We start from the raw sequence: 18,160 nt of genomic DNA, 5'->3' as shown, positions 1-18,160 counted from the left end.
GAGAGTAGAATGTTCGACCTAACAGGCATGACCGCGCTCGTGACCGGGGCCTCCGGCGGGATCGGCTCGGCGATCGCTCAGGCGCTGGCCGCGCAGGGTGCGCGGCTTGCGGTTTCGGGCTCCAACGTCGCCAAGCTCGAGGCGTTTCGCGACAGCCTCGGCGGCGAGCATGTCGCGCTGCCGTGCGATCTGTCGGATGGTGCCGCAGTCGATGCGCTCGTGCCCGCCGCGGTCGAGGCGCTTGGCGGCAAGCTCGACATCCTCGTCAACAATGGCGGCATCACGCGCGACAATCTCGTGATGCGGATGAAGGACGACGAGTGGGATCAGGTGATCCGCGTCAATCTCGAGGCCGCCTTCCGCCTCGCGCGTGCGGCGGCGCGGCCGATGATGAAGGCGCGCTTCGGGCGAATCGTGTCGATCACTTCGGTCGTCGGGACGACCGGAAATCCGGGCCAGGCGAACTACGCCGCGTCGAAGGGCGCGCTCACCGCAATGTCGAAGGCGCTCGCGCAGGAGCTCGCCAGCCGCGGCATCACCGTCAACTGCGTCGCACCCGGTTTCATCGCCTCGCCGATGACCGAAACGCTGCCCGATGCCCAGAAAGAAGCGCTCAACGCCCGCATTCCCATGGGAAAAATGGGCGCAGGGGCAGACATCGGCGCGGCAGTGGTCTATCTCTCGAGCCGCGAGGCGGGCTATGTCACCGGACAGACGCTGCACGTCAACGGCGGCATGGCCATGATCTAAAGGGGATCTGAGTGTCCCTACTTGCAAGCCTCGGACGCGCGTTCTACGTGCGTTCAGGAATTCCAACACCCCCATCGATAGAGGGACGATACACATGAGCGAGACCGCAGACCGCGTTAAGAAAATCGTCGTCGAGCATCTCGGCGTTGAAGCCGACAAGGTGACCGAAGACGCGAGCTTCATCGACGATCTGGGCGCGGACAGCCTCGACATCGTCGAGCTCGTCATGGCCTTCGAAGAAGAATTCGAAGTCGAGATCCCCGACGATGCCGCCGAGAAGATCACGACCGTCAAGGACGCGATCACCTTCATCGACGAGCACAAGAGCTGAGCCTAGCGCTTTTAGCGCGGCCGCACGGCTGATGTACAGGAACGGCTCCCCGTCCCAGGGCAATGACCGGGGGTGGGGGGCCGTTCCCATTTACGAAGATCAAGAATTTACACGGAGATGGCCATGCGGCGTGTTGTCGTAACCGGACTGGGGCTCGTGACGCCGCTCGGCGCCGATGTCGAAACCGCCTGGGCGAATATCCTCGCGGCGAAATCGGGCGCGGGGACGATCACGCGCTTCGACGCGACCGATTATGCCTGCACGATCGCGTGCGAGGTCAAGCCCGCCGACCATCCCTACGGCTTCGACCCCAACAAGCGCGTCGACCACAAGGTCCAGCGCCAGGTCGACCCGTTCATCATCTACGGCATCGATGCCGCCGGCCAGGCGCTCGAGGATGCCGGCCTCCTCGACATGACGCTCGAGCAGAAATATCGCGCCGGCTGCTCGATCGGCGCGGGCATCGGCGGCCTGCCGGGAATCGCCAGCGAATCGATCGTGTTGCACGAAAAGGGCCCGCGCCGCGTCAGCCCGCACTTCGTCCATGGTCGCCTCATCAACCTCATCACCGGCCAGGTGCAGATCAAATACGGCTTGATGGGCCCCAACCACGCCGTCGTCACCGCCTGCTCGACCGGCGCGCATTCGATCGGCGATGCCGCGCGGATGATCGCGATGGACGATGCCGACGTGATGCTGGCAGGCGGCGCCGAGGGCGCGATCTGCCCGCTGGGCATCGCCGGCTTCTCGCAGGCACGCGCGCTCTCGACCAATTTCAACGCAACCCCCGAAAAGGGCAGCCGCCCGTATGACAAGGATCGCGACGGCTTCGTGATGGGCGAGGGCGCAGGCGTCGTCTGCCTCGAGGAATATGAGCATGCCAAGGCACGCGGCGCGAAGATCTATGCCGAGGTGATCGGCTATGGCCTGTCGGGTGACGCCTATCACGTCACCGCGCCGCATCCCGAAGGCTCGGGCGCGTTCCGGTCGATGGAAATGGCGATGCGCAAGTCGGGTCTCGAGCTCTCGGACATCGATTACATCAACGCGCACGGCACCTCGACCCCGCTCGGCGACGAGCTCGAGCTGAACGCGGTGCGCCGGCTGTTCGGCGACAATATCAAGACGATGTCGATGAGCTCGACCAAATCGGCGATCGGGCATCTGCTCGGCGGCGCGGGCGCAGTCGAGAGCATCTTCTGCATCCTCGCGATGCGCGACCAGATCGTCCCGCCGACGCTCAACCTCGACAATCCGAGCGACAATTGCGTGGGCGTCGACCTCGTCCCGCACGTCGCCAAGAAGCGGTCGGTCAAGGCGGTGCTCAACAATTCGTTCGGCTTCGGCGGGACGAATGCCAGCCTCGTCCTGCGCGCGATGTGACGGCGCGCCGTGCGTCCGCCCAAACGCGGCGCGCGGCGGCCGGCGCGCGGTTCTACCCGAAGCAAGGATAGCGCCATGCGCAAGGTCGGGTGCCTGGGACTGCTGATTGGCCTCGCGGTGATCGCCGCGTTGCTGATCGTCGTGCAGATGTGGGGCGGCCGCGGGCCGCTCGCGCGTCCGATCAGCGTACAGATCGCGCCGGGCAGCAGTCTGGCAGCGGCCTCGGTCGAGCTCGAGAAATCGGGCGCGATCGCGTCGGCGAGCCGTTTCCGCATGTTCGCCAAGGTCTTCGGGGCGGACTCGCCGATCAAGGCGGGCGAATATCGCATTCCCGCGCATCTCAGCCAGGCCGATATCCTCAAGGTGTTGCAGGGCACCAAGACGATCCAGCGTTTCGTGACGATCCCGGAGGGGTGGCCCGCGGTGATGGTCAAGGACGCCCTCGACCGCGCGACCGAGCTAAAAGGCAGCGTCGAGGTGCCGCCCGAGGGTAGCGTGCTGCCCGACAGCTATGCCTTCCAGCGCGGCGACGAGCGCAGCTTCATCCTCAAGCGGATGCAGAACGTGCGCAAACGCTACCTCGCCGCCGCCTGGGCGAAGCGCGCGCCGGGGCTCGCGGTGACCACACCCGAAGAGGCGCTGATCCTCGCGTCGATCGTCGAGAAGGAAACCGGCAAGCCAAGCGAGCGTGCGATGGTTGCGGCGGTCTATTCGAACCGGTTGAAGCGCGGGATGATGCTGCAGGCCGACCCGACGATCATCTATCCGATCACCAAGGGGCGTCCGCTCGGACGCAAGATCCTGCTGTCCGAAGTGCATGCGGTCAACGCGTACAACACCTATGCGATGGTCGGGCTGCCGGTCGGGCCGATCTGCAACCCCGGGCGCGCGTCGATCGACGCCGTGCTCAACCCCGCCAAGTCGAACGCGCTGTATTTCGTGGCGGACGGGTCGGGCGGGCATGTGTTTGCCGACACGCTCGAACAGCATAACGCCAATGTCGTGAAGTGGCGCGCGTATCGCGCGGCGCACGGGATATAGGGGGGGGCGGCGCGAGCCTGTCGACGATCGCCCTCTGACCAATCAGAGCGTCACCCCGGCCGTGTGCCGGGGTCTACCGGGCCGCACATCCTGCACGCGCAGTTCGCGCATCGCGGTGGACCCCGGCACAAGGCCGGGGTGACGGGGAGGTCTTACCCGCGCAACCTGCTCGCAGCCCGCGCGATCGCCTCGACTTCTCCCATCGTCGCGCCCTTGGGCGTCACCCAGCTGCCGCCGACGCACAGCACCGGCTTGAAGCTCAGCCACTCGGGCGCGCTTGCTTCGGTGATGCCGCCGGTCGGGCAGAAGCTGCACTGGTAGAAGGGCGCGGCCAGCGCCTTGAGCGCCTTCAACCCGCCATTCGCCTCAGCCGGGAAGAACTTGAAGTTGGTGAGGCCGAGGTCGAGCCCGGTCATGATGTCGGCGGCGTTGGCGATGCCGGGCAGGAACGGCACGCCGCTCGCGATGATCGGCTTGGCGAGGCGCTCGGTCAGGCCGGGCGAGACGATGAACTCGGCGCCGGCATCGACCGCCTGCTTGAACTGATCGGGATTGACGACGGTGCCCGCACCGACGATCGCGCCCGGCACCTTCTTCATCTCGGCGATCGCCTCGAGCGCGGCGGGGGTCCGCAGCGTGACTTCGAGCACCTTCAGACCGCCGGCGACGAGCGCCTCGGCAAGCGGGCGCGCGGTCGCGGCATCGTCGATCACCAACACGGGGATGACGGCGCTGGTGCGCATGATGTCGGTGATGGTCGTCATAGCGTATGCTCCTGGGCAAAGGCGGCAGCCGCGCCGAACAGGCCGGGCTGTGGATAGGTGATGAGCTTGACCGGGATCGCCGCCATGCGGCCCTGGAAGCGGCCCTTGGCGGTGAAGCGCTCGGCAAAACCCGATTTACGGATATGGTCCTTCAACCGCAGCCCGAGCCCGCCCGCGATGACGACGGCGTTCGAGCCATGCGCCAGCGCGAGATCGCCCGCGACTGCACCGAGCGCCATGCAGAAGCGATCGAGCGCCGCGACCGCGAGGCTGTCGCCTTCGTCGAGCGCCGAACTCCAGATCGCCTTGTCGTCGAGCCGCGTGATCGAGCGATGCTCGATATGCGCGAGCGTCTCGTAGATCGCGACGATGCCGGGGCCCGAGACGACGCGCTCGGCCGAGACGCGCGTATAGGCGGTGCGCAGCCGCTTCACCATCGCATCCTCGATCGCGTCGAGCGGGGCGAAGTCGATATGCCCGCCTTCGGTTTCGAGCACGTGATAGCGCTCGGGCGTGCGCAGCACTTGCGCGACGCCGAGCCCGGTGCCGGGTCCGCAGACCGTTATCACGCCGTGCTCGGGGAAGGGTATGTCGGGACCGCACAGATGCAGGAAATCGCCATGATCGACTTGCGCGACAGCCTGGCCGACCGCGCCGAAATCGTTGATCAGCACGAAGTCGTCGACGTGGAGCCGTTCCTTGATCAGCGGCGGGCGGATCACCCAGGGGTTGTTGGTCAGCTTGATCACGTCGCCGCTGATCGGCGAGGCGACCGCGATCGCGGCTGCACGCGGCAGCGGGCGGCCGATCTGCTGGCCGAACGCCTCCCACGCGGTCTGGAAACCGGCATATTCGGCGGTCTTGAGCGTGACCGGCTCGCCGAGCGTGACGACGCGGCCCGTGTCGACCTCCGCAATCGCGAAGCGCGCGTGCGTGCCGCCGATATCGACCGAAACGACTTCCATTCTAATCCCCTCCAATATCTCGCATCGTGCGCGCCGCTGCGTTGGCCGCAACGCGTGGGGCAATTACCAGCCCATACCTGTTAGCAGCGGCGACGCCCCGCGCTCGGCCTCGTTCGCATTGGCGCGGAACAGGCCGAACAACTCGCGGCCCATGCCGTCGGCCTCGGGCGGCGCGGTCGCGGGCACGCGCGCGGCCCACTCGACCGGATCGACCAAAGCCTCGAGCACACCCGCTTCGGCATCGAGCCGGATCATGTCGCCGTCGCGAACGCGCGACAGCGGGCCGTCGCCCAATGCCTCAGGCGAGCAATGGATCGCCGCGGGCACCTTGCCGCTCGCGCCCGACATGCGGCCGTCGGTGACGAGCGCGACGCGGTAACCCCGGTTCTGGAGCACGCCGAGCGCGGGCGTGAGCTTGTGCAGCTCGGGCATGCCGTTGGCGCGGGGGCCCTGGAAGCGCATCACCACGACGACGTCGCGCGTCAGTTCGCCCGCCTGGAACGCGGCGAGCACCGCGGCCTGGTCATGGAACACCGCTGCCGGCGCCTCGATCGTCCAGCGATCGCGCTCGACCGCCGAGACCTTGATGCATGCGCGACCGAGATTGCCGGTGAGGATGCGGAAGCCGCCCTCGGGCGCGAACGGCGCGGCGGGGGTGCGCACGATCGTCTCGTCGCCGCTCGGGCCGGGATCGACCCAGGCGAGCGTGCCAGCGTCGTCGAGCCGCGGCTTGCGGCCGTAGTCGGTCATGTCCGCGCCCGCGACGGTCATCAGGTCGCGGTGGAGCAGCCCGGCATCGGCGAGTTCGCGGATGACGTACGGCATGCCGCCGGCATCCTCGAAGCCGTTCACGTCGGCCGCGCCATTGGGATAGACGCGTGCGACGAGCGGGACGGCCTTCGACAGGCGATCGAAATCCTCCCAGTCGATCACGATCCCGGCGCACGCCGCGATCGCGGGTAGATGCAGCAGGTGATTGGTCGAGCCGCCGGTCGCGAGCAGGCCAATCGCCGCGTTGACGATCGCCTTTTCATCGACGCACAGGCCGATCGGGCGATAGCTGTCGCCGTGCCAGCCGATCTGCGTGACGCGGTGGACTGCGGCGCGCGTGAGCTCCTGGCGGAGCTTGGTGCCGGGATTGATGAAGGCGGCGCCGGGCATGTGCAGGCCCATCATCTCCATCATCATCTGGTTCGAATTGGCGGTGCCGAAGAAGGTGCAGGTGCCCTTCGAATGGTAAGCGCCGATCTCGGCCTCGAGCAGCGCATCGCGGCCGACCTTGCCCTCGGCATAGGCTTCGCGAACTTCGACCTTGGCCTTGTTGGGAAGGCCCGACGGCATCGGCCCGGCGGGGATCAGCACCATCGGCAGATGCCCGAAGCGCAAAGCCCCCATCAGCAGGCCCGGCACGATCTTGTCGCAGATGCCGAGCAGCGCCGCGCCCTCGAACATGCCGTGGCTGAGCGCGATCGCGGTCGACAGTGCGATCGTGTCGCGGCTGAACAGCGACAGCTCCATGCCGGCATACCCTTGCGTCACGCCGTCGCACATCGCCGGCACGCCGCCGGCGACCTGCGCGGTCGCGCCGGCCTCGCGCGCCCAGACCTTCATCTGCTCGGGGTAGCGATAATACGGCGCGTGCGCCGAGAGCATGTCGTTGTACGAAGTGACGATGCCGATGTTCATCGCCTTGCCGGCAGTGAGCGCGGGGCGATCCTCCTCGGTGCCGGCATAGGCATGCGCGGCGTTGGCGCAGCCCATTGCGGGCCGCTCGATATGCGTGTCGCGCGCCCGGCCGATCAGCGCGAGATAGGCGTCGCGCGTCGGCTTCGAGCGAGTGATGATGCGGTCTGTGACGGCCGCGATTTCGGAATTGAGGGTCACGACAATCTTCCCGGGGAGGGGTTGGAGATCATTCGGCGGCCCAGTGAATATCCACCGGCAGCTCGGCATCGGCAAGCACTCTCCCGATCGGATATTTCGACGACGGACCCTGCTTGATCGCGGCTTCGATCACCGACTTCTTGGCGTCGCCCGTCACCGCGATGATCAACGCGCGCGCCGAGACGATCGCGGCGCGGCTGAGCGTGACGCGGGGGACCGGGGCTTCCTTCGGCAGCGGATCGGGCATCACGCCGAGCGCGCGGCGCTCGTTCGGGCCCGACAGCGCTTCGTCATAATCCGGGCCGGGGAAAATCGACGCGGTGTGGCCGTCGGCTCCGACGCCGAGCAGGCACAAATCGAGCGGCCAGTGCAGATCCTGCATCAGCGCATCGGCCGAGCGGCCGGCGGCTTTATAGTCGGCGGTCGCGGTCGGGACGATCGGCATGACGCGTGCGCCCTTGGGCAGGAACGCCTTGGCGATCATCGTGACGTTCGACAGCGGATCGCCCAGCGGCACGATGCGCTCGTCGACGGGGACGATCGTCACGCGCTTCCAGTCATGCTTGGCGGCGGCGAGCTTGGCGTAGATCGGGATCGGCGTCCTGCCGCCGGATAGCGCGATTACGGCCGCGCCGCGCGCGTCGATCGCGCTGTCGATGATGAAGCCGATGTCGCCGGCGACGGCGGCGGCCATCTCCTCGGCGTCTTCATAGTCCCACCATTCGATTTCGTGTTCGTCGCTCATGTCTCTTCTTCCTGATGGCCCTCTCCCGCGAGCGGGAGAGGCTACGTAGACTTGGTCGCGCCTCTTCGGCGCGGCCTAGTCGAAGTCGGTGAGGGCCTTCTTTTCGATCGTTGAAAAAGAAGAGGGCCCTCACCCAACCCTCTCCCGCGAAAGCGGGAGAGGGCTTTAAAAACGAACTACTCGTCGAGCCAGGTCACGCCATCGCGCTCGGTCAGCGCGATCGCGGCGCTCGGGCCCCAGCTGCCCGAGGCATAGCTCTTGGGCTTCATGTCGTTGGCGACCCAGCCGGCGCGGATCGCGTCGATCCAGGTCCATTGCGCCTCGACCTCGTCGCGGCGGACGAACAGCGTCTGGTCGCCCTCGATCAGGTCGAGCAGCAGCCGCTCGTACGCGATTCGCCGGCGCGAGCCCGCGAACTCGGCATCGAGGCTGAGGTTGAGCGGCACTTCGCGCAAACGGATCCCGTCGCGGTCGAGCCCGGGCTCCTTCGCCATCACCAGCAGCTGCACATATTCCTCGGGCTGCAGCCGGATCACCAAGACGTTGGGCTGGAGCAGCCCGCCACGGTTCGAGAACATCGAATGCGGCACGGGCTTGAACTGGATCGCAATCTCGCTCCGCCGCGTCGGCATGCGCTTGCCGGTGCGCAGGTAGAAGGGCACGCCCTGCCAGCGCCAATTGTCGACATGCGCCTTGATCGCGACGAAGGTCTCGGTCGTCGAGGGCTTTTCGAGCTCGTCGATATACCCTTTGACGATCTCACCGCCGCTCGCGCCAGCGCCGTACTGGCCGGTGACGGTGTCGCGCGGCGCATCCTGCGGCTCGATCGTGCGCAGCGAGCGGAAGACCTTGGCCTTTTCGTCGCGGATCGCATTGCCGTCGAAGCGGGCAGGGGGCTCCATCGCGATCAGCGCAAGGAGTTGCAGCATGTGGTTGGCGACCATGTCGCGCAGTGCGCCCGCGCCGTCGTAATAAGCCGCACGCTCCTCGAGCCCGACCGTCTCGGAGATCGTGATCTGGACGTTGTCGATGCCGCGCGCATTCCACACCGGCTCGAAGAACGAATTGCCGAAGCGCAAGGCGAGGATGTTCTGCACCGTCTCCTTGCCGAGATAGTGATCGATCCGGAAGGTCCGCTCTTCGGGGAAGGCGGTCGCCACGGTATCGTTGATCTCGCGGCTCGACGCGAGGTCGTAGCCGAGCGGCTTTTCCAGCCCGATGCGGACGGTCTCGCCGGCGAGGCCCGCCGAGTCGAGCCCGCGGATCACCGCTTCGAACAAGGACGGCGCGGTCGACAGGAAGATCGCGAGACCGCCGGCGACGTCGCCGACCTTGGCGGCGAGCTCCTTGTAATGCGCCATGTCGGTCGCATCGAGCGCCTGGTACTGGACGCGCTCGAGGAACGACTTGATCGCCTTGGCGTCCATCCGGTCCTTGGGGACGAACTTCTCGAGCGCTTCCTTGGCGAACTTGCGATAGCTCTCGTCGCTATTCTCCGAGCGCGCAGTGCCGGTGATTGTCAGCCCTTCGGGGAGGAGGCCGTCGGCGTGCAGGCCATAGAGCGAGGGCAACAACATGCGCTGCGCAAGGTCGCCGGTCGCGCCGAACAGAAGGAGTTTGCCGACGGGCGTGCGATTGGCCATGCGAAATTCGAGCTCCTGGGGAAGGCATCACCTAGGGAACGCCGGACGTCCCGCCAAGCTGAAACCTTGCGTTACACAGTGAGGCCGGCGAGCGGATCGAGCCCGGCCATGATGTTGAGATTCTGCACGGCGGCGCCCGCCGCACCCTTGCCGAGATTGTCGAGCGTCGCGATCAGCCGTGCCTGCCCGGTCTCGGCATTGCCGCAGACGCGCAGCGTCAGCCGATCGGTGCCGGCGTCATCCTCGATCTGCACTGCGGACGCATCGCCATCGGCGATTCGGATCAGCCCACCCTCGGGATAGGCCTCGCGCAACGCGGTTTCGCACGCGAGCAAGGTCGGCCGGCGCGGGAAACGGTACAGTGCGAGCGGCACCTCGACGATCATCCCGCGATAGGTGTTGGCGACCGACGGGGTGAAGATCGGCGGATGCTCGAGCCGGGCATGCTTCTGCATCTCGGGCACATGCTTGTGCGCAAGCCCAAGCGCATAGGCGCGCGTGGCCGGGGGCGGGTTCACGCCCTGATATTCGGCGATCATCGCCTTGCCGCCGCCCGAATAGCCCGACACGGCGTTGACGGTGATTCCCCAATCGACCGGCACCAGCCCGGCGCGAACGAGCGGACGCAGCAACGCGAGAAAACCCGTCGGATAGCAGCCAGGATTGGAAACGCGTTTTGCCTCGGCGATTGCATTTGCCTGGCCGGGCTCGACCTCGGCAAAGCCGTAGGTCCAGCCCCCGGCGACGCGGAACGCGGTCGAGGCGTCGATCACGCGCGTGCGGCTATTGGCGATGAGCGAAACCGCCTCGCGCGCGGCGTCGTCGGGCAAGCACAGGATCACGAAGTCGCTGTCATTCAGCGCCTCGGCGCGCGCCACCGGGTCCTTGCGCCGCGCTTCGTCGAGCAGCACGATCGCGATGTCATCGCGTTCGGCCAGCCGTTCGCGGATTTCGAGACCGGTGGTGCCGGCGGCGCCGTCGATGAAGACCGAAACGCTCATGCGGCAGGCCAGGACAGCGTGTCGGCATCGACATAGCCGACGAGTCCCGCGCCCGGCGCAAGTCCCCAGGCGCGGCCTTTGACGAATTCGAGCACTTCGAACACATCGCCCGTCTTGAGATCGGTCAGCACGGCAGACTCCGGATCAGCGCCTTCGCGAAGGCCCGTAGCGCTGATCACGATGCGTTGCACGCACGAAGCATAATGCGGCGCGAAGACGCGATCGGCCAAGCGGATGTCGGCGAGGTCGCGGCGCACGGCGTGCGTGCGCGGATCGAGCTCGACCGACTGCCCGCTGAGCGCAAAGCTTCTACGCGGCGGCGTGCCGGACGATCCGCTGTCGTGCGGGTTGGGGCGTGGTGTCGCCGATAAATTGGCCGAAATCGTCAAGAAAACTTGCCCCCTCGGACGTACGCGCAACAAAGATGTTGCGCTTGTCATTGTCGTCCCGTTGGCGGCGCAGATAGCCCAGGGTACCGAGCCTGTTCAAGGCGCGCGTGACAACGGGTTTGGAGACGTTGAGCATCGCCGCCAGCCCGCGCACCGTATGCGGCCCTGGTTTGAGATACACTACCAGCAGAAGTGCCATCTGGCGATTGGTCAGATCAGGCTCACCCGACCGGACATAATCGACCAGTGTATGCATCCAGTCGGCAAGCGCATGATCTGTCTGTATCGCCACAGCTAGTGTCCGCAAATAACTCGGTAACCCCCACCAGCGGGGATATTCCTGGTCCACTAACGTTCCGGGAAGCCACAGGTTTCAGTTCGATAGCGAAATGTGACGGACAGGTTGCGATAACGGTCGTTGCGCGCGCGGTTGATCGCGCGGCTTACCTCGCCTATGTGCCCGGCTTCGCTGTTAAAGCGCCCCCAAGGAATCAGCCCGCTTCATGTTTCTGTTCCAGTTTCTCCTCGTGGTCCATTTCGTCATCGCTCTCGGGCTGGTGACGGTCGTCCTGATGCAGCGATCCGAGGGCGGCGGGCTCGGCATGGGTGGGAGCCCGGCCGGTTTGATGTCGGCGCGCGGGGCAGCGGATTTCCTGACGCGCGCGACCTCGATCCTCGGCGGTCTGTTCATCGCGCTCAGCATCCTGCTCGCGGTGCTCGCGGCGCAGGGCAAGTCGGTCAAGGTCGATGCCAGCGCCAAGCCGGCTGCGGTCACCGCGCCGGTCCAGGCGCCAGTCGCACCGGGCGATCCCAACGTGCCGTTCGCCTCGGGCGCGCGCAGCGCGCTGCAGGCCGCGCCGAACAGCGCGGCGCCGGTCGGCAACACGTCGGTTCCGCTCGCACAGTAAACCGACCGGGTCCCTTCGCGCGCGGCTCGATCGGTCGCGCATATCCACCATTTCCCGGAGTCGCGCGCTTGCCGCGCCACCCCGTTTGACGCTAGGCCTTTTCTCCCATGGCGCGGTTCATCTTTATCACCGGCGGCGTGGTCTCCTCGCTCGGCAAGGGTCTCATGGCAGCGAGCCTCGCGGCTCTCCTGCAAGCGCGCGGCTACCGCGTGCGGATTCGCAAGTTCGACCCCTATCTCAATGTCGATCCCGGCACGATGTCGCCCTACCAGCACGGCGAAGTCTATGTCACCGACGACGGGGCCGAGACCGACCTCGATCTCGGGCATTATGAACGCTTTACCGGTGTCGCCTCGCGCCAGTCGGACAACGTCACGAGCGGCCGGATCTATCAGCAGATCATCACGCGCGAGCGGCGCGGCGATTATCTCGGCGCGACCGTTCAGGTCATCCCGCACGTCACCGACGCGATCAAGGAATTCGCGCAAGACCAGACCGACGATCTCGATTTCGTACTGTGCGAGATCGGCGGCACCGTCGGCGACATCGAGTCGCTGCCCTTCATCGAAGCCATTCGCCAGCTCCGCAACGATCTCGGCCGCGGCAATTCGGTCAGCATCCACGTGACGCTGGTGCCCTATATCGCTGCCGCCGGCGAGCTGAAGACCAAGCCGACGCAACATTCGGTGCGCGAACTGGCAGCCCTCGGCGTCCAGCCCGACGTGCTGGTGTGCCGCTGCGAGCAGCCTTTGCCCGACAGCGACCGCGCGAAGATCGCGTTGTTCTGCAACGTTCCCAAGGAAGCCGTCATCCCGGCGCTCGACGCCAAGAGCATCTATGCGGTGCCGGTGCAGTATCACGAGCAAGGCCTCGACGACGCGGTGCTCAACGCGTTCGGCATCCTGCCGGGCAGCGCACCCGATCTGTCGCGCTGGACCGACATCATGGACCGCGTGACCAACCCCGAGGGTGAAGTCACCGTCGGCGTGGTCGGCAAATATGTCGGCCTGCAGGACGCGTACAAGTCGCTCGGCGAAGCGCTGGTGCACGGCGGCATCGCCAACAAGGTGAAGGTCAACGTCGAGTGGATCGACGCCGAGCTGTTCGAGGCGGACGACGCCGACATCACCGCCCGTCTCGAGCCGCTCCACGCCATCCTCGTTCCAGGGGCGTTCGGGTCGCGCGGCGCGGAAGGCAAGATCGCCAGCGTCCGCTTCGCACGCGAGCGCGAGATCCCGTATTTCGGGATCTGCTTCGGGATGCAGATGGCGTGCGTCGAAGGTGCACGCGATCTCGCCGGGATCCCCGATGCGAGCTCGACCGAGTTCGGCGCGACCGCCGAGCCCGTCGTCGGCATGATTACCGAATGGATGAGCGCGGCCGGCATCGAGAAGCGCGAACATGGCGGTGATCTCGGCGGCACGATGCGGCTCGGCGCCTATCCGGCGAAGCTCGACGGCAACAGCGTGGTGTCGAGCATCTATGGCGAAACCGATATCTCGGAGCGCCATCGTCACCGCTACGAGGTCAACACCGCGTATCGCGAGCGGCTCGAAAAGGGCGGTCTGGTGTTCAGCGGCATGTCGCCCGACGGAACGCTGCCCGAGATCGTCGAGCGGCCCGACCATCCGTGGTTCGTCGGCGTGCAGTTCCACCCCGAACTCAAGAGCAAGCCGTTCGACCCGCATCCCCTGTTCAAGAGCTTTATCGCCGCGGCGGTCAAGCAGTCGCGGCTCGTCTGAGCTGGTCGTCGGGGGTGGGCGACACGCTCACCCCTGATCGACGAACGCTTCGACCGCACCGAACAGCACGCTCAGCGCCTCGCGCTCGGGTTCGGTGAGCTCGGGCCGCCATATCTCGAACAGCAACACGACGCGCGTGATGTCGCCGCGGTTCCAGGCTTCGTGTTCGATCGAGTCGTCGAATACCAGCGCTTCGCCGAGCGTCCAGCCGCGCGTCTCGGCGCCGACGCGCAAGCCGCACTCGGGCGCGGTGATCAGCGGCAGATGCACGATCAGCCGCGTGTTGAGCATCCCGTGATGCGGGGTGATGTGCGTGCCGGGCTTGAGCAGCGAGAACAATGCCATCGGCGCGCGCTGGTCGATCCGCGGCATCGGCGTCGCGGCGAGCGCCGCCATCGTCGCCGGGCAACGCTCGGCATTGCCCGCGACCGGCGTGCCCGCGCGCAGCAGATGGAACGCGCCCCAGCTCGCGTCGTCGCGCAGCGGGTTGGGCGGCGGGGGGCGATCGGCCGGCGTCGCGACATAGGGTGGAAAATCCCCGTCGCGCGCCATCACCGCGTGCAGTTCGGCCTGGATATCGCCCGTCGCCGCTTCGAGGGCAGGGAGCCAGTCGAACTGGCTGCGATCGAAAAAGCCGATTTGCGGCAGGCCCGGAAAGTAGAAGCTCGACGGCCGCTGGACGAAAATCTCGGACTTGCCCGTCAGCAGATCGATCGCGTGCTCGACGCGGCGAGTCGCCGGGCTCAGCCGGATGCCGCTGGCCGCCAGATGATCGTGCAGGAACGCTTCATAGTCGCGCGACGTCGCGGCGATGAAGCCAGCCGCGCGCTCGAGATCAGCCTGCAGCTCTGGCGGGAGCACATCGCGCTGCCCCGCCGCATTGGCGATCGCGGCTTGGTAATACGCTGCGGCACCGCGTTGATCGGTTTGGGCGGCAAGGTCGCCCATCATGATCAACGCTGGGATATGATCGGGCTGCAGACCGAGCAGCCGCTGCAGTGCGCGTCGGGCGCCGGCTTCGTCGCGCAACGCCCCGCACGCGAAGGCGAGCGGAAAAAGCGCGCGCGGATCGCTTTCGATCGCGCAGAGCAAGGCGCGACCGCGCGTCGCGTCGCCGCGGCGCAGCGCCGCGATGCCTTCGTCGAGATAGCGCTCGACCGGGAGGCTCGTTGCCATCAGGCGGTGTCGCGCGGTCGAGGCGGCATGGCGGAGACTCCTGATCGGCCGGGTTCGGTCCTGTCAGGCTAGCAGGGGCGCTCCGATCCGCAACCGGCCAGAGTGCGCAATCGGCGGCGCCGGGATTGCTCCCGACACCGCCGTAAGGGCGCTCGAACGAGCGTTATGCCGCCTTGACGTCGCTCGCGGAGTCGACCGCGACCAGCGGGGCACCGGTCTTGATCGCGATGGTCTTGGGCTTCATCGCCTCGGGCACTTCGCGGACCAGGTCGATCACCAGCAAGCCATCATTGAGCCGCGCATCCTCGACCCGCACGAAATCGGCGAGTTCGAAGCGGCGCTCGAAGTTGCGGTTGGCGATGCCGATATGGAGGAACGCGGCGGTCGCCTCGTCCTGCGCTTCCTTGCGCCCCTTCACCTGCAACAGGTTCTGCTGCGCGGTGATCTCGATGTCGTCGCGGCCGAAACCGGCGACGGCGAGCGTGATGCGATAGCGGTCGCCATCGAGTCGCTCGAGATTGAAGGGCGGGTAATTATCGGCGCTCGCCTGGCGCGCATTGGCCTCGAGCATGTCGAACAGCCGGTCGAAGCCGACGGTCGAGCGGCGATAGGGGGTCAGATCGAACGTACGCATAAAAACTCCTTTGATTAAGCGAGTGTCGTCGAAATCGAGCCGGGTCCGCTGCTGCGCGACCCGCCCGGTGCCGCCTCCCAAAGAGCGCCGCACTCGCTGAATCTGGTTGGCCGCGCACCGAGTTCAAGAGGCCCCGCCGCGGTTTTTGAAGCGATGCTAAAGCGCACCTATCGCGGCCCCAAGAACGAGCGCAAGTGATAGTCCTCGCATTTGGTGGGCATATGGCGCGACTCGGGAAAAGCCCGAAACCAGGGGACCGTCATGCTTGATTCCTTTCCGGCTCTGCTGCTCGCGTCGACCGCGCTCGGAAGTCCCGCCGTGGTGACCGATCCGCCCGTTGCCGCAGACGGACCCGTGGTTGCCACCCAGGCGGACGCGCCGGCAGCGCAGGAGAATAGCGGCGACATCCTGGTCACCGCCCGGCGCCGCGCCGAAACGCAGCAGACCGTGCCGATCGCGCTCTCGGTGCTGACCGGCAAATCGCTCGCCGAGAGCGGCACGTTCAACGTCAACCGGCTGCAGCAGCAAGTCCCTTCGCTGCAATTCTATTCGAGCAACCCGCGCAACTCGGCGATCAACATTCGCGGGCTCGGCGCGCCGTTCGGCTTGACCAATGACGGGATCGAGCAGGGCGTCGGTTTCTATATCGACGGCGTCTATATCGGCCGCGTCGGCGCGGCGACCTTCGACTTCATCGATGTCGACCGGGTCGAGGTGCTGCGCGGGCCGCAGGGCACGCTGTACGGCAAGAACACGACGTCGGGTGCGCTCAACATCACGACGCGCGCGCCCAGCTTCACCCCTGAAGTCCGCGCCGAAGTGAGCGTCGGCAATTACAATTTCGGTCAGCTCAAAACCTCGGTTTCGGGCCCGATCAGCGACACGCTGGCGATCCGTCTGTCGACCTCGGCGACGACGCGCGACGGCACGATCTACGACGTCGCGAGCAAGACCGATCTTCATCGCCAGCGCAATCTCGGCTTTCGTGGACAGGCGCTCTACAAGCCGACCGATACGCTGAGCCTGACGCTGTCGGGCGATTTCAATGTGCAGAACCCGCTCTGCTGCGCGCAATATTACGCGCGCGTCGGCACGACGCAGCGCGCGGCGAACCGGCAATATGGCGCGCTTGCGGCCGCGTTCGGCTATGCCCCGCCGAGCACAAACCCGTTCGACCGCGTCACCGATCTCGACGCCAGCATCAATTCGCGCCAGGAAGTCGGCGGTGCGTCGCTCGTCGCCAATTGGGACCTCGGGCCGGCAACGCTGACCTCGGTCAGCGCGTGGCGCTATTGGGACTGGCAGCCGGCCAACGACCGCGATTTCATCGGCCTGCCGATCACCACGATCTCGCAGAATCCGTCGCAGCAAAAGCAGCTCTCGCAGGAGTTTCGGCTCGCCTCGAACGGCAAGAGCCGGCTCGACTATACCGTCGGCGCCTTCCTGTTCCACCAGACGATCCGCACCCAGGGTTCGCAGGTGCAGGGATCGGCGGCGAGCCGCTTCCTCCTGTCGGGCAGCGACGCCAGCAATCCGAACGTGCTCAACGGCCTGACCTCGACCAACACGATCGCCTTCGACAATACGAGCTTCGCCGTGTTCGGCAAGCTCAACTGGGCGTTGACCGACAAGCTCCATCTCCAGCCGGGGCTTCGCGTCAATTACGACAAGAAATCGGGCACCTACGATGCGGTCGTCAGCATCGCCAACAGCCAGTACAGTTTCGTCGCGACCGGTGCGAATGTCGCGGCCCTGCTCGCCGCGACCCCAGCGGGCGCGGCGCGCACCACCTTCCAGAACCAGATCACCACGCTCGCCCCGCAGCATTACAGCCCGCGGTTCAGCGCGTGGAACGTGTCGGGCGATCTCACGCTATCTTACGACTTTGCGGCGGACCTCCACGGCTACGCCTCCTATGCGCGCAGCTTCAAATCGGGCGGGATCAACCTGTCGGGCCTGCCGCTCAACGCGACCAGCACCGGCGTCGACCTGACGACGCAGACCGTGAAGCCCGAAAAGGTCAACGCCTATGAGATCGGGCTCAAGACGCAGTTTCTCGACCGTCGGCTGACGCTCAACCTCGCCGGTTTCTGGACCGACATCACCGATTATCAAGCGACCGTGAACAACAATGCGATCAACGTGATCCGCGGGTATCTCGCCAATGCCGGCAAGGTGCGGTCGCGCGGGTTCGAGTTCGACTCGAGCTTCCGTCCGAGCCGGCGTTTCTCGGTCTATGGCAACGGCGCTTATACCGACGCCAAATACGTCGACTTCAAGAACGCGCCATGCCCGCCCGAGCTTTCGGGCGGGAGCGCCGCCAGCGCGACCAGTCCGGCGACCGCGGCGGGCGTCGCGGGGGGCGTCAGCCCGGCGGCGTGCGACATATCGGGGCAACGGCTGCCGGGGATCTCGAAATGGTCCTTCTCATACGGCGGCGAATACAATGTGCCGGTCGGCCGATCGGGCGGGCAGGTCTATGTCGGGTATGACGGCAGCTATCGCTCGCGCTTCTCGTCCAATCCGTCGCCCTCGGCCTATACCTGGATCGGGGGCTATGCGCTCTCGAGCTTCCGGCTCGGCTATCGCAAGACGGATTTCAACGTCTACGCCTGGGTGCGTAACGCGTTCGACCGGAAGTACTTCGAGCTGCTGTCGACGCAATCGGGCAGTACGGGGTTGATCGTCGGGCAACCGGGCGATCCGCGGACGTTCGGGGGTACGATTTCCAAGACGTTTTGAGTTGGTCTCCCTCCCTTTCCCTCTCCCGCATGCGGGAGAGAGTGGCCGAGCGCAGCGAGGTC

17 protein-coding genes are annotated in these 18,160 nt (G+C 66.3%); 7 read left to right on the top strand and 10 right to left on the bottom strand.

All coding sequences use genetic code 11. From position 1 onward, the window contains the following. Positions 1–9 precede the first annotated feature (9 nt). The 4 genes from fabG (at position 10) to mltG (ending at position 3,505) form a co-directional block, all read left to right on the top strand. Positions 10–750: a 3-oxoacyl-[acyl-carrier-protein] reductase gene (gene fabG, locus ACP7C5_RS07650; RefSeq protein WP_426263766.1), complete on the top strand. Its 741-nt coding sequence runs from the start codon at positions 10–12 to the stop codon at positions 748–750. A 94-nt stretch (positions 751–844) separates the two neighbouring features. Further along, entirely contained in the window at positions 845–1,081 is a 237-nt protein-coding gene (locus tag ACP7C5_RS07645; RefSeq protein ID WP_010186338.1) for an acyl carrier protein, read from the top strand. Positions 1,082–1,204: 123 nt separating this feature from the next. Then, positions 1,205–2,464, top strand: coding sequence for a beta-ketoacyl-ACP synthase II (gene fabF, locus ACP7C5_RS07640; protein WP_133188038.1), 1,260 nt, complete (start codon positions 1,205–1,207; stop codon positions 2,462–2,464). A 75-nt stretch (positions 2,465–2,539) separates the two neighbouring features. Then, positions 2,540–3,505, top strand: a complete 966-nt coding sequence (mltG, locus tag ACP7C5_RS07635; RefSeq protein ID WP_426263765.1) for an endolytic transglycosylase MltG — start codon at positions 2,540–2,542, stop codon at positions 3,503–3,505. 152 nt (positions 3,506–3,657) lie between these two features. On the opposite strand, the gene eda is transcribed toward mltG, so the two are convergent. From eda to ACP7C5_RS07595, 8 genes are all read right to left on the bottom strand, one after another. Next, positions 3,658–4,269, bottom strand: a complete 612-nt coding sequence (gene eda, locus ACP7C5_RS07630) for a bifunctional 4-hydroxy-2-oxoglutarate aldolase/2-dehydro-3-deoxy-phosphogluconate aldolase (RefSeq protein WP_426263764.1) — start codon at positions 4,267–4,269, stop codon at positions 3,658–3,660. Beyond that, a complete protein-coding gene (glk, locus tag ACP7C5_RS07625) occupies positions 4,266–5,234 on the bottom strand; it encodes a glucokinase (RefSeq protein ID WP_133188044.1) in 969 nt (322 codons plus the stop codon). Before glk ends, eda begins: the two co-directional genes overlap by 4 nt. A 63-nt stretch (positions 5,235–5,297) precedes the next feature. Continuing rightward, on the bottom strand, positions 5,298–7,118 hold the full coding sequence (gene edd, locus ACP7C5_RS07620) for a phosphogluconate dehydratase (protein ID WP_426263763.1): 1,821 nt from the start codon (positions 7,116–7,118) through the stop codon (positions 5,298–5,300). A 28-nt stretch (positions 7,119–7,146) separates the two neighbouring features. Beyond that, positions 7,147–7,863: a 6-phosphogluconolactonase gene (pgl, locus tag ACP7C5_RS07615; RefSeq protein ID WP_426263762.1), complete on the bottom strand. Its 717-nt coding sequence runs from the start codon at positions 7,861–7,863 to the stop codon at positions 7,147–7,149. A 176-nt stretch (positions 7,864–8,039) separates the two neighbouring features. Beyond that, the gene (gene zwf / locus ACP7C5_RS07610) at positions 8,040–9,506 is read right to left on the bottom strand and encodes a glucose-6-phosphate dehydrogenase (protein ID WP_426263761.1); all 1,467 of its coding nucleotides are present in this window, start codon (positions 9,504–9,506) and stop codon (positions 8,040–8,042) included. A 71-nt stretch (positions 9,507–9,577) separates the two neighbouring features. After that, positions 9,578–10,507 (bottom strand): N-acetyl-gamma-glutamyl-phosphate reductase, encoded by a 930-nt coding sequence (gene argC, locus ACP7C5_RS07605; RefSeq protein ID WP_426263760.1) that lies wholly within the window; start codon positions 10,505–10,507, stop codon positions 9,578–9,580. After that, on the bottom strand, positions 10,504–10,896 hold the full coding sequence (locus ACP7C5_RS07600; RefSeq protein ID WP_322163892.1) for an SH3 domain-containing protein: 393 nt from the start codon (positions 10,894–10,896) through the stop codon (positions 10,504–10,506). The genes argC and ACP7C5_RS07600 overlap by 4 nt, the downstream gene beginning before the upstream one ends. After that, positions 10,817–11,152, bottom strand: coding sequence for a MarR family transcriptional regulator (locus ACP7C5_RS07595; RefSeq protein ID WP_029625324.1), 336 nt, complete (start codon positions 11,150–11,152; stop codon positions 10,817–10,819). The genes ACP7C5_RS07600 and ACP7C5_RS07595 overlap by 80 nt, the downstream gene beginning before the upstream one ends. A gap of 247 nt (positions 11,153–11,399) precedes the next feature. On the opposite strand from ACP7C5_RS07595, the gene secG reads away from it, so the two are divergent. Both secG and ACP7C5_RS07585 read left to right on the top strand, forming a co-directional pair. Next, a complete protein-coding gene (gene secG, locus ACP7C5_RS07590) occupies positions 11,400–11,804 on the top strand; it encodes a preprotein translocase subunit SecG (RefSeq protein ID WP_133188054.1) in 405 nt (134 codons plus the stop codon). Positions 11,805–11,911: 107 nt separating this feature from the next. Then, complete coding sequence (locus ACP7C5_RS07585; RefSeq protein ID WP_322163891.1) at positions 11,912–13,546, top strand: CTP synthase; 1,635 nt, start codon at positions 11,912–11,914, stop codon at positions 13,544–13,546. 27 nt (positions 13,547–13,573) lie between these two features. Here the strand turns inward: ACP7C5_RS07585 and ACP7C5_RS07580 are convergent, their stop codons facing one another. Both ACP7C5_RS07580 and ACP7C5_RS07575 read right to left on the bottom strand, forming a co-directional pair. Continuing rightward, complete coding sequence (locus ACP7C5_RS07580) at positions 13,574–14,722, bottom strand: aspartyl/asparaginyl beta-hydroxylase domain-containing protein (RefSeq protein WP_426263759.1); 1,149 nt, start codon at positions 14,720–14,722, stop codon at positions 13,574–13,576. A gap of 163 nt (positions 14,723–14,885) precedes the next feature. Continuing rightward, positions 14,886–15,356 carry an Hsp20 family protein gene (locus ACP7C5_RS07575; RefSeq protein WP_189674645.1) on the bottom strand — a complete coding sequence of 157 codons (471 nt, stop codon included), beginning with the start codon at positions 15,354–15,356 and terminating at the stop codon, positions 14,886–14,888. A 261-nt stretch (positions 15,357–15,617) separates the two neighbouring features. On the opposite strand from ACP7C5_RS07575, the gene ACP7C5_RS07570 reads away from it, so the two are divergent. After that, entirely contained in the window at positions 15,618–18,098 is a 2,481-nt protein-coding gene (locus ACP7C5_RS07570) for a TonB-dependent receptor (RefSeq protein ID WP_426263758.1), read from the top strand. Positions 18,099–18,160: the final 62 nt, after the last annotated feature.

The sequence above is a fragment of the Sphingomonas sp. PWP1-2 genome, from assembly GCF_049898305.1.
In the GTDB taxonomy this organism is placed as follows: Bacteria; Pseudomonadota; Alphaproteobacteria; order Sphingomonadales; family Sphingomonadaceae; genus Sphingomonas; species Sphingomonas glacialis.
This window is presented reverse-complemented; position numbering and strand designations above follow the sequence as displayed.

Excerpts from the sequence above, each read along its gene's own strand:
- fabG (WP_426263766.1), top strand. The coding sequence starts at position 10 with ATGTTCGACCTAACAGGCATGACCGCGCTCGTGACCGGGGCCTCCGGC.
- ACP7C5_RS07645 (WP_010186338.1), top strand. The coding sequence starts at position 845 with ATGAGCGAGACCGCAGACCGCGTTAAGAAAATCGTCGTCGAGCATCTC.
- fabF (WP_133188038.1), top strand. The coding sequence starts at position 1,205 with ATGCGGCGTGTTGTCGTAACCGGACTGGGGCTCGTGACGCCGCTCGGC.
- mltG (WP_426263765.1), top strand. The coding sequence starts at position 2,540 with ATGCGCAAGGTCGGGTGCCTGGGACTGCTGATTGGCCTCGCGGTGATC.
- eda (WP_426263764.1), bottom strand. The coding sequence starts at position 4,269 with ATGACGACCATCACCGACATCATGCGCACCAGCGCCGTCATCCCCGTG.
- glk (WP_133188044.1), bottom strand. The coding sequence starts at position 5,234 with ATGGAAGTCGTTTCGGTCGATATCGGCGGCACGCACGCGCGCTTCGCG.
- pgl (WP_426263762.1), bottom strand. The coding sequence starts at position 7,863 with ATGAGCGACGAACACGAAATCGAATGGTGGGACTATGAAGACGCCGAG.
- zwf (WP_426263761.1), bottom strand. The coding sequence starts at position 9,506 with ATGGCCAATCGCACGCCCGTCGGCAAACTCCTTCTGTTCGGCGCGACC.
- argC (WP_426263760.1), bottom strand. The coding sequence starts at position 10,507 with ATGAGCGTTTCGGTCTTCATCGACGGCGCCGCCGGCACCACCGGTCTC.
- ACP7C5_RS07595 (WP_029625324.1), bottom strand. The coding sequence starts at position 11,152 with ATGCATACACTGGTCGATTATGTCCGGTCGGGTGAGCCTGATCTGACC.
- secG (WP_133188054.1), top strand. The coding sequence starts at position 11,400 with ATGTTTCTGTTCCAGTTTCTCCTCGTGGTCCATTTCGTCATCGCTCTC.
- ACP7C5_RS07585 (WP_322163891.1), top strand. The coding sequence starts at position 11,912 with ATGGCGCGGTTCATCTTTATCACCGGCGGCGTGGTCTCCTCGCTCGGC.
- ACP7C5_RS07580 (WP_426263759.1), bottom strand. The coding sequence starts at position 14,722 with ATGGCAACGAGCCTCCCGGTCGAGCGCTATCTCGACGAAGGCATCGCG.
- ACP7C5_RS07575 (WP_189674645.1), bottom strand. The coding sequence starts at position 15,356 with ATGCGTACGTTCGATCTGACCCCCTATCGCCGCTCGACCGTCGGCTTC.
- ACP7C5_RS07570 (WP_426263758.1), top strand. The coding sequence starts at position 15,618 with ATGCTTGATTCCTTTCCGGCTCTGCTGCTCGCGTCGACCGCGCTCGGA.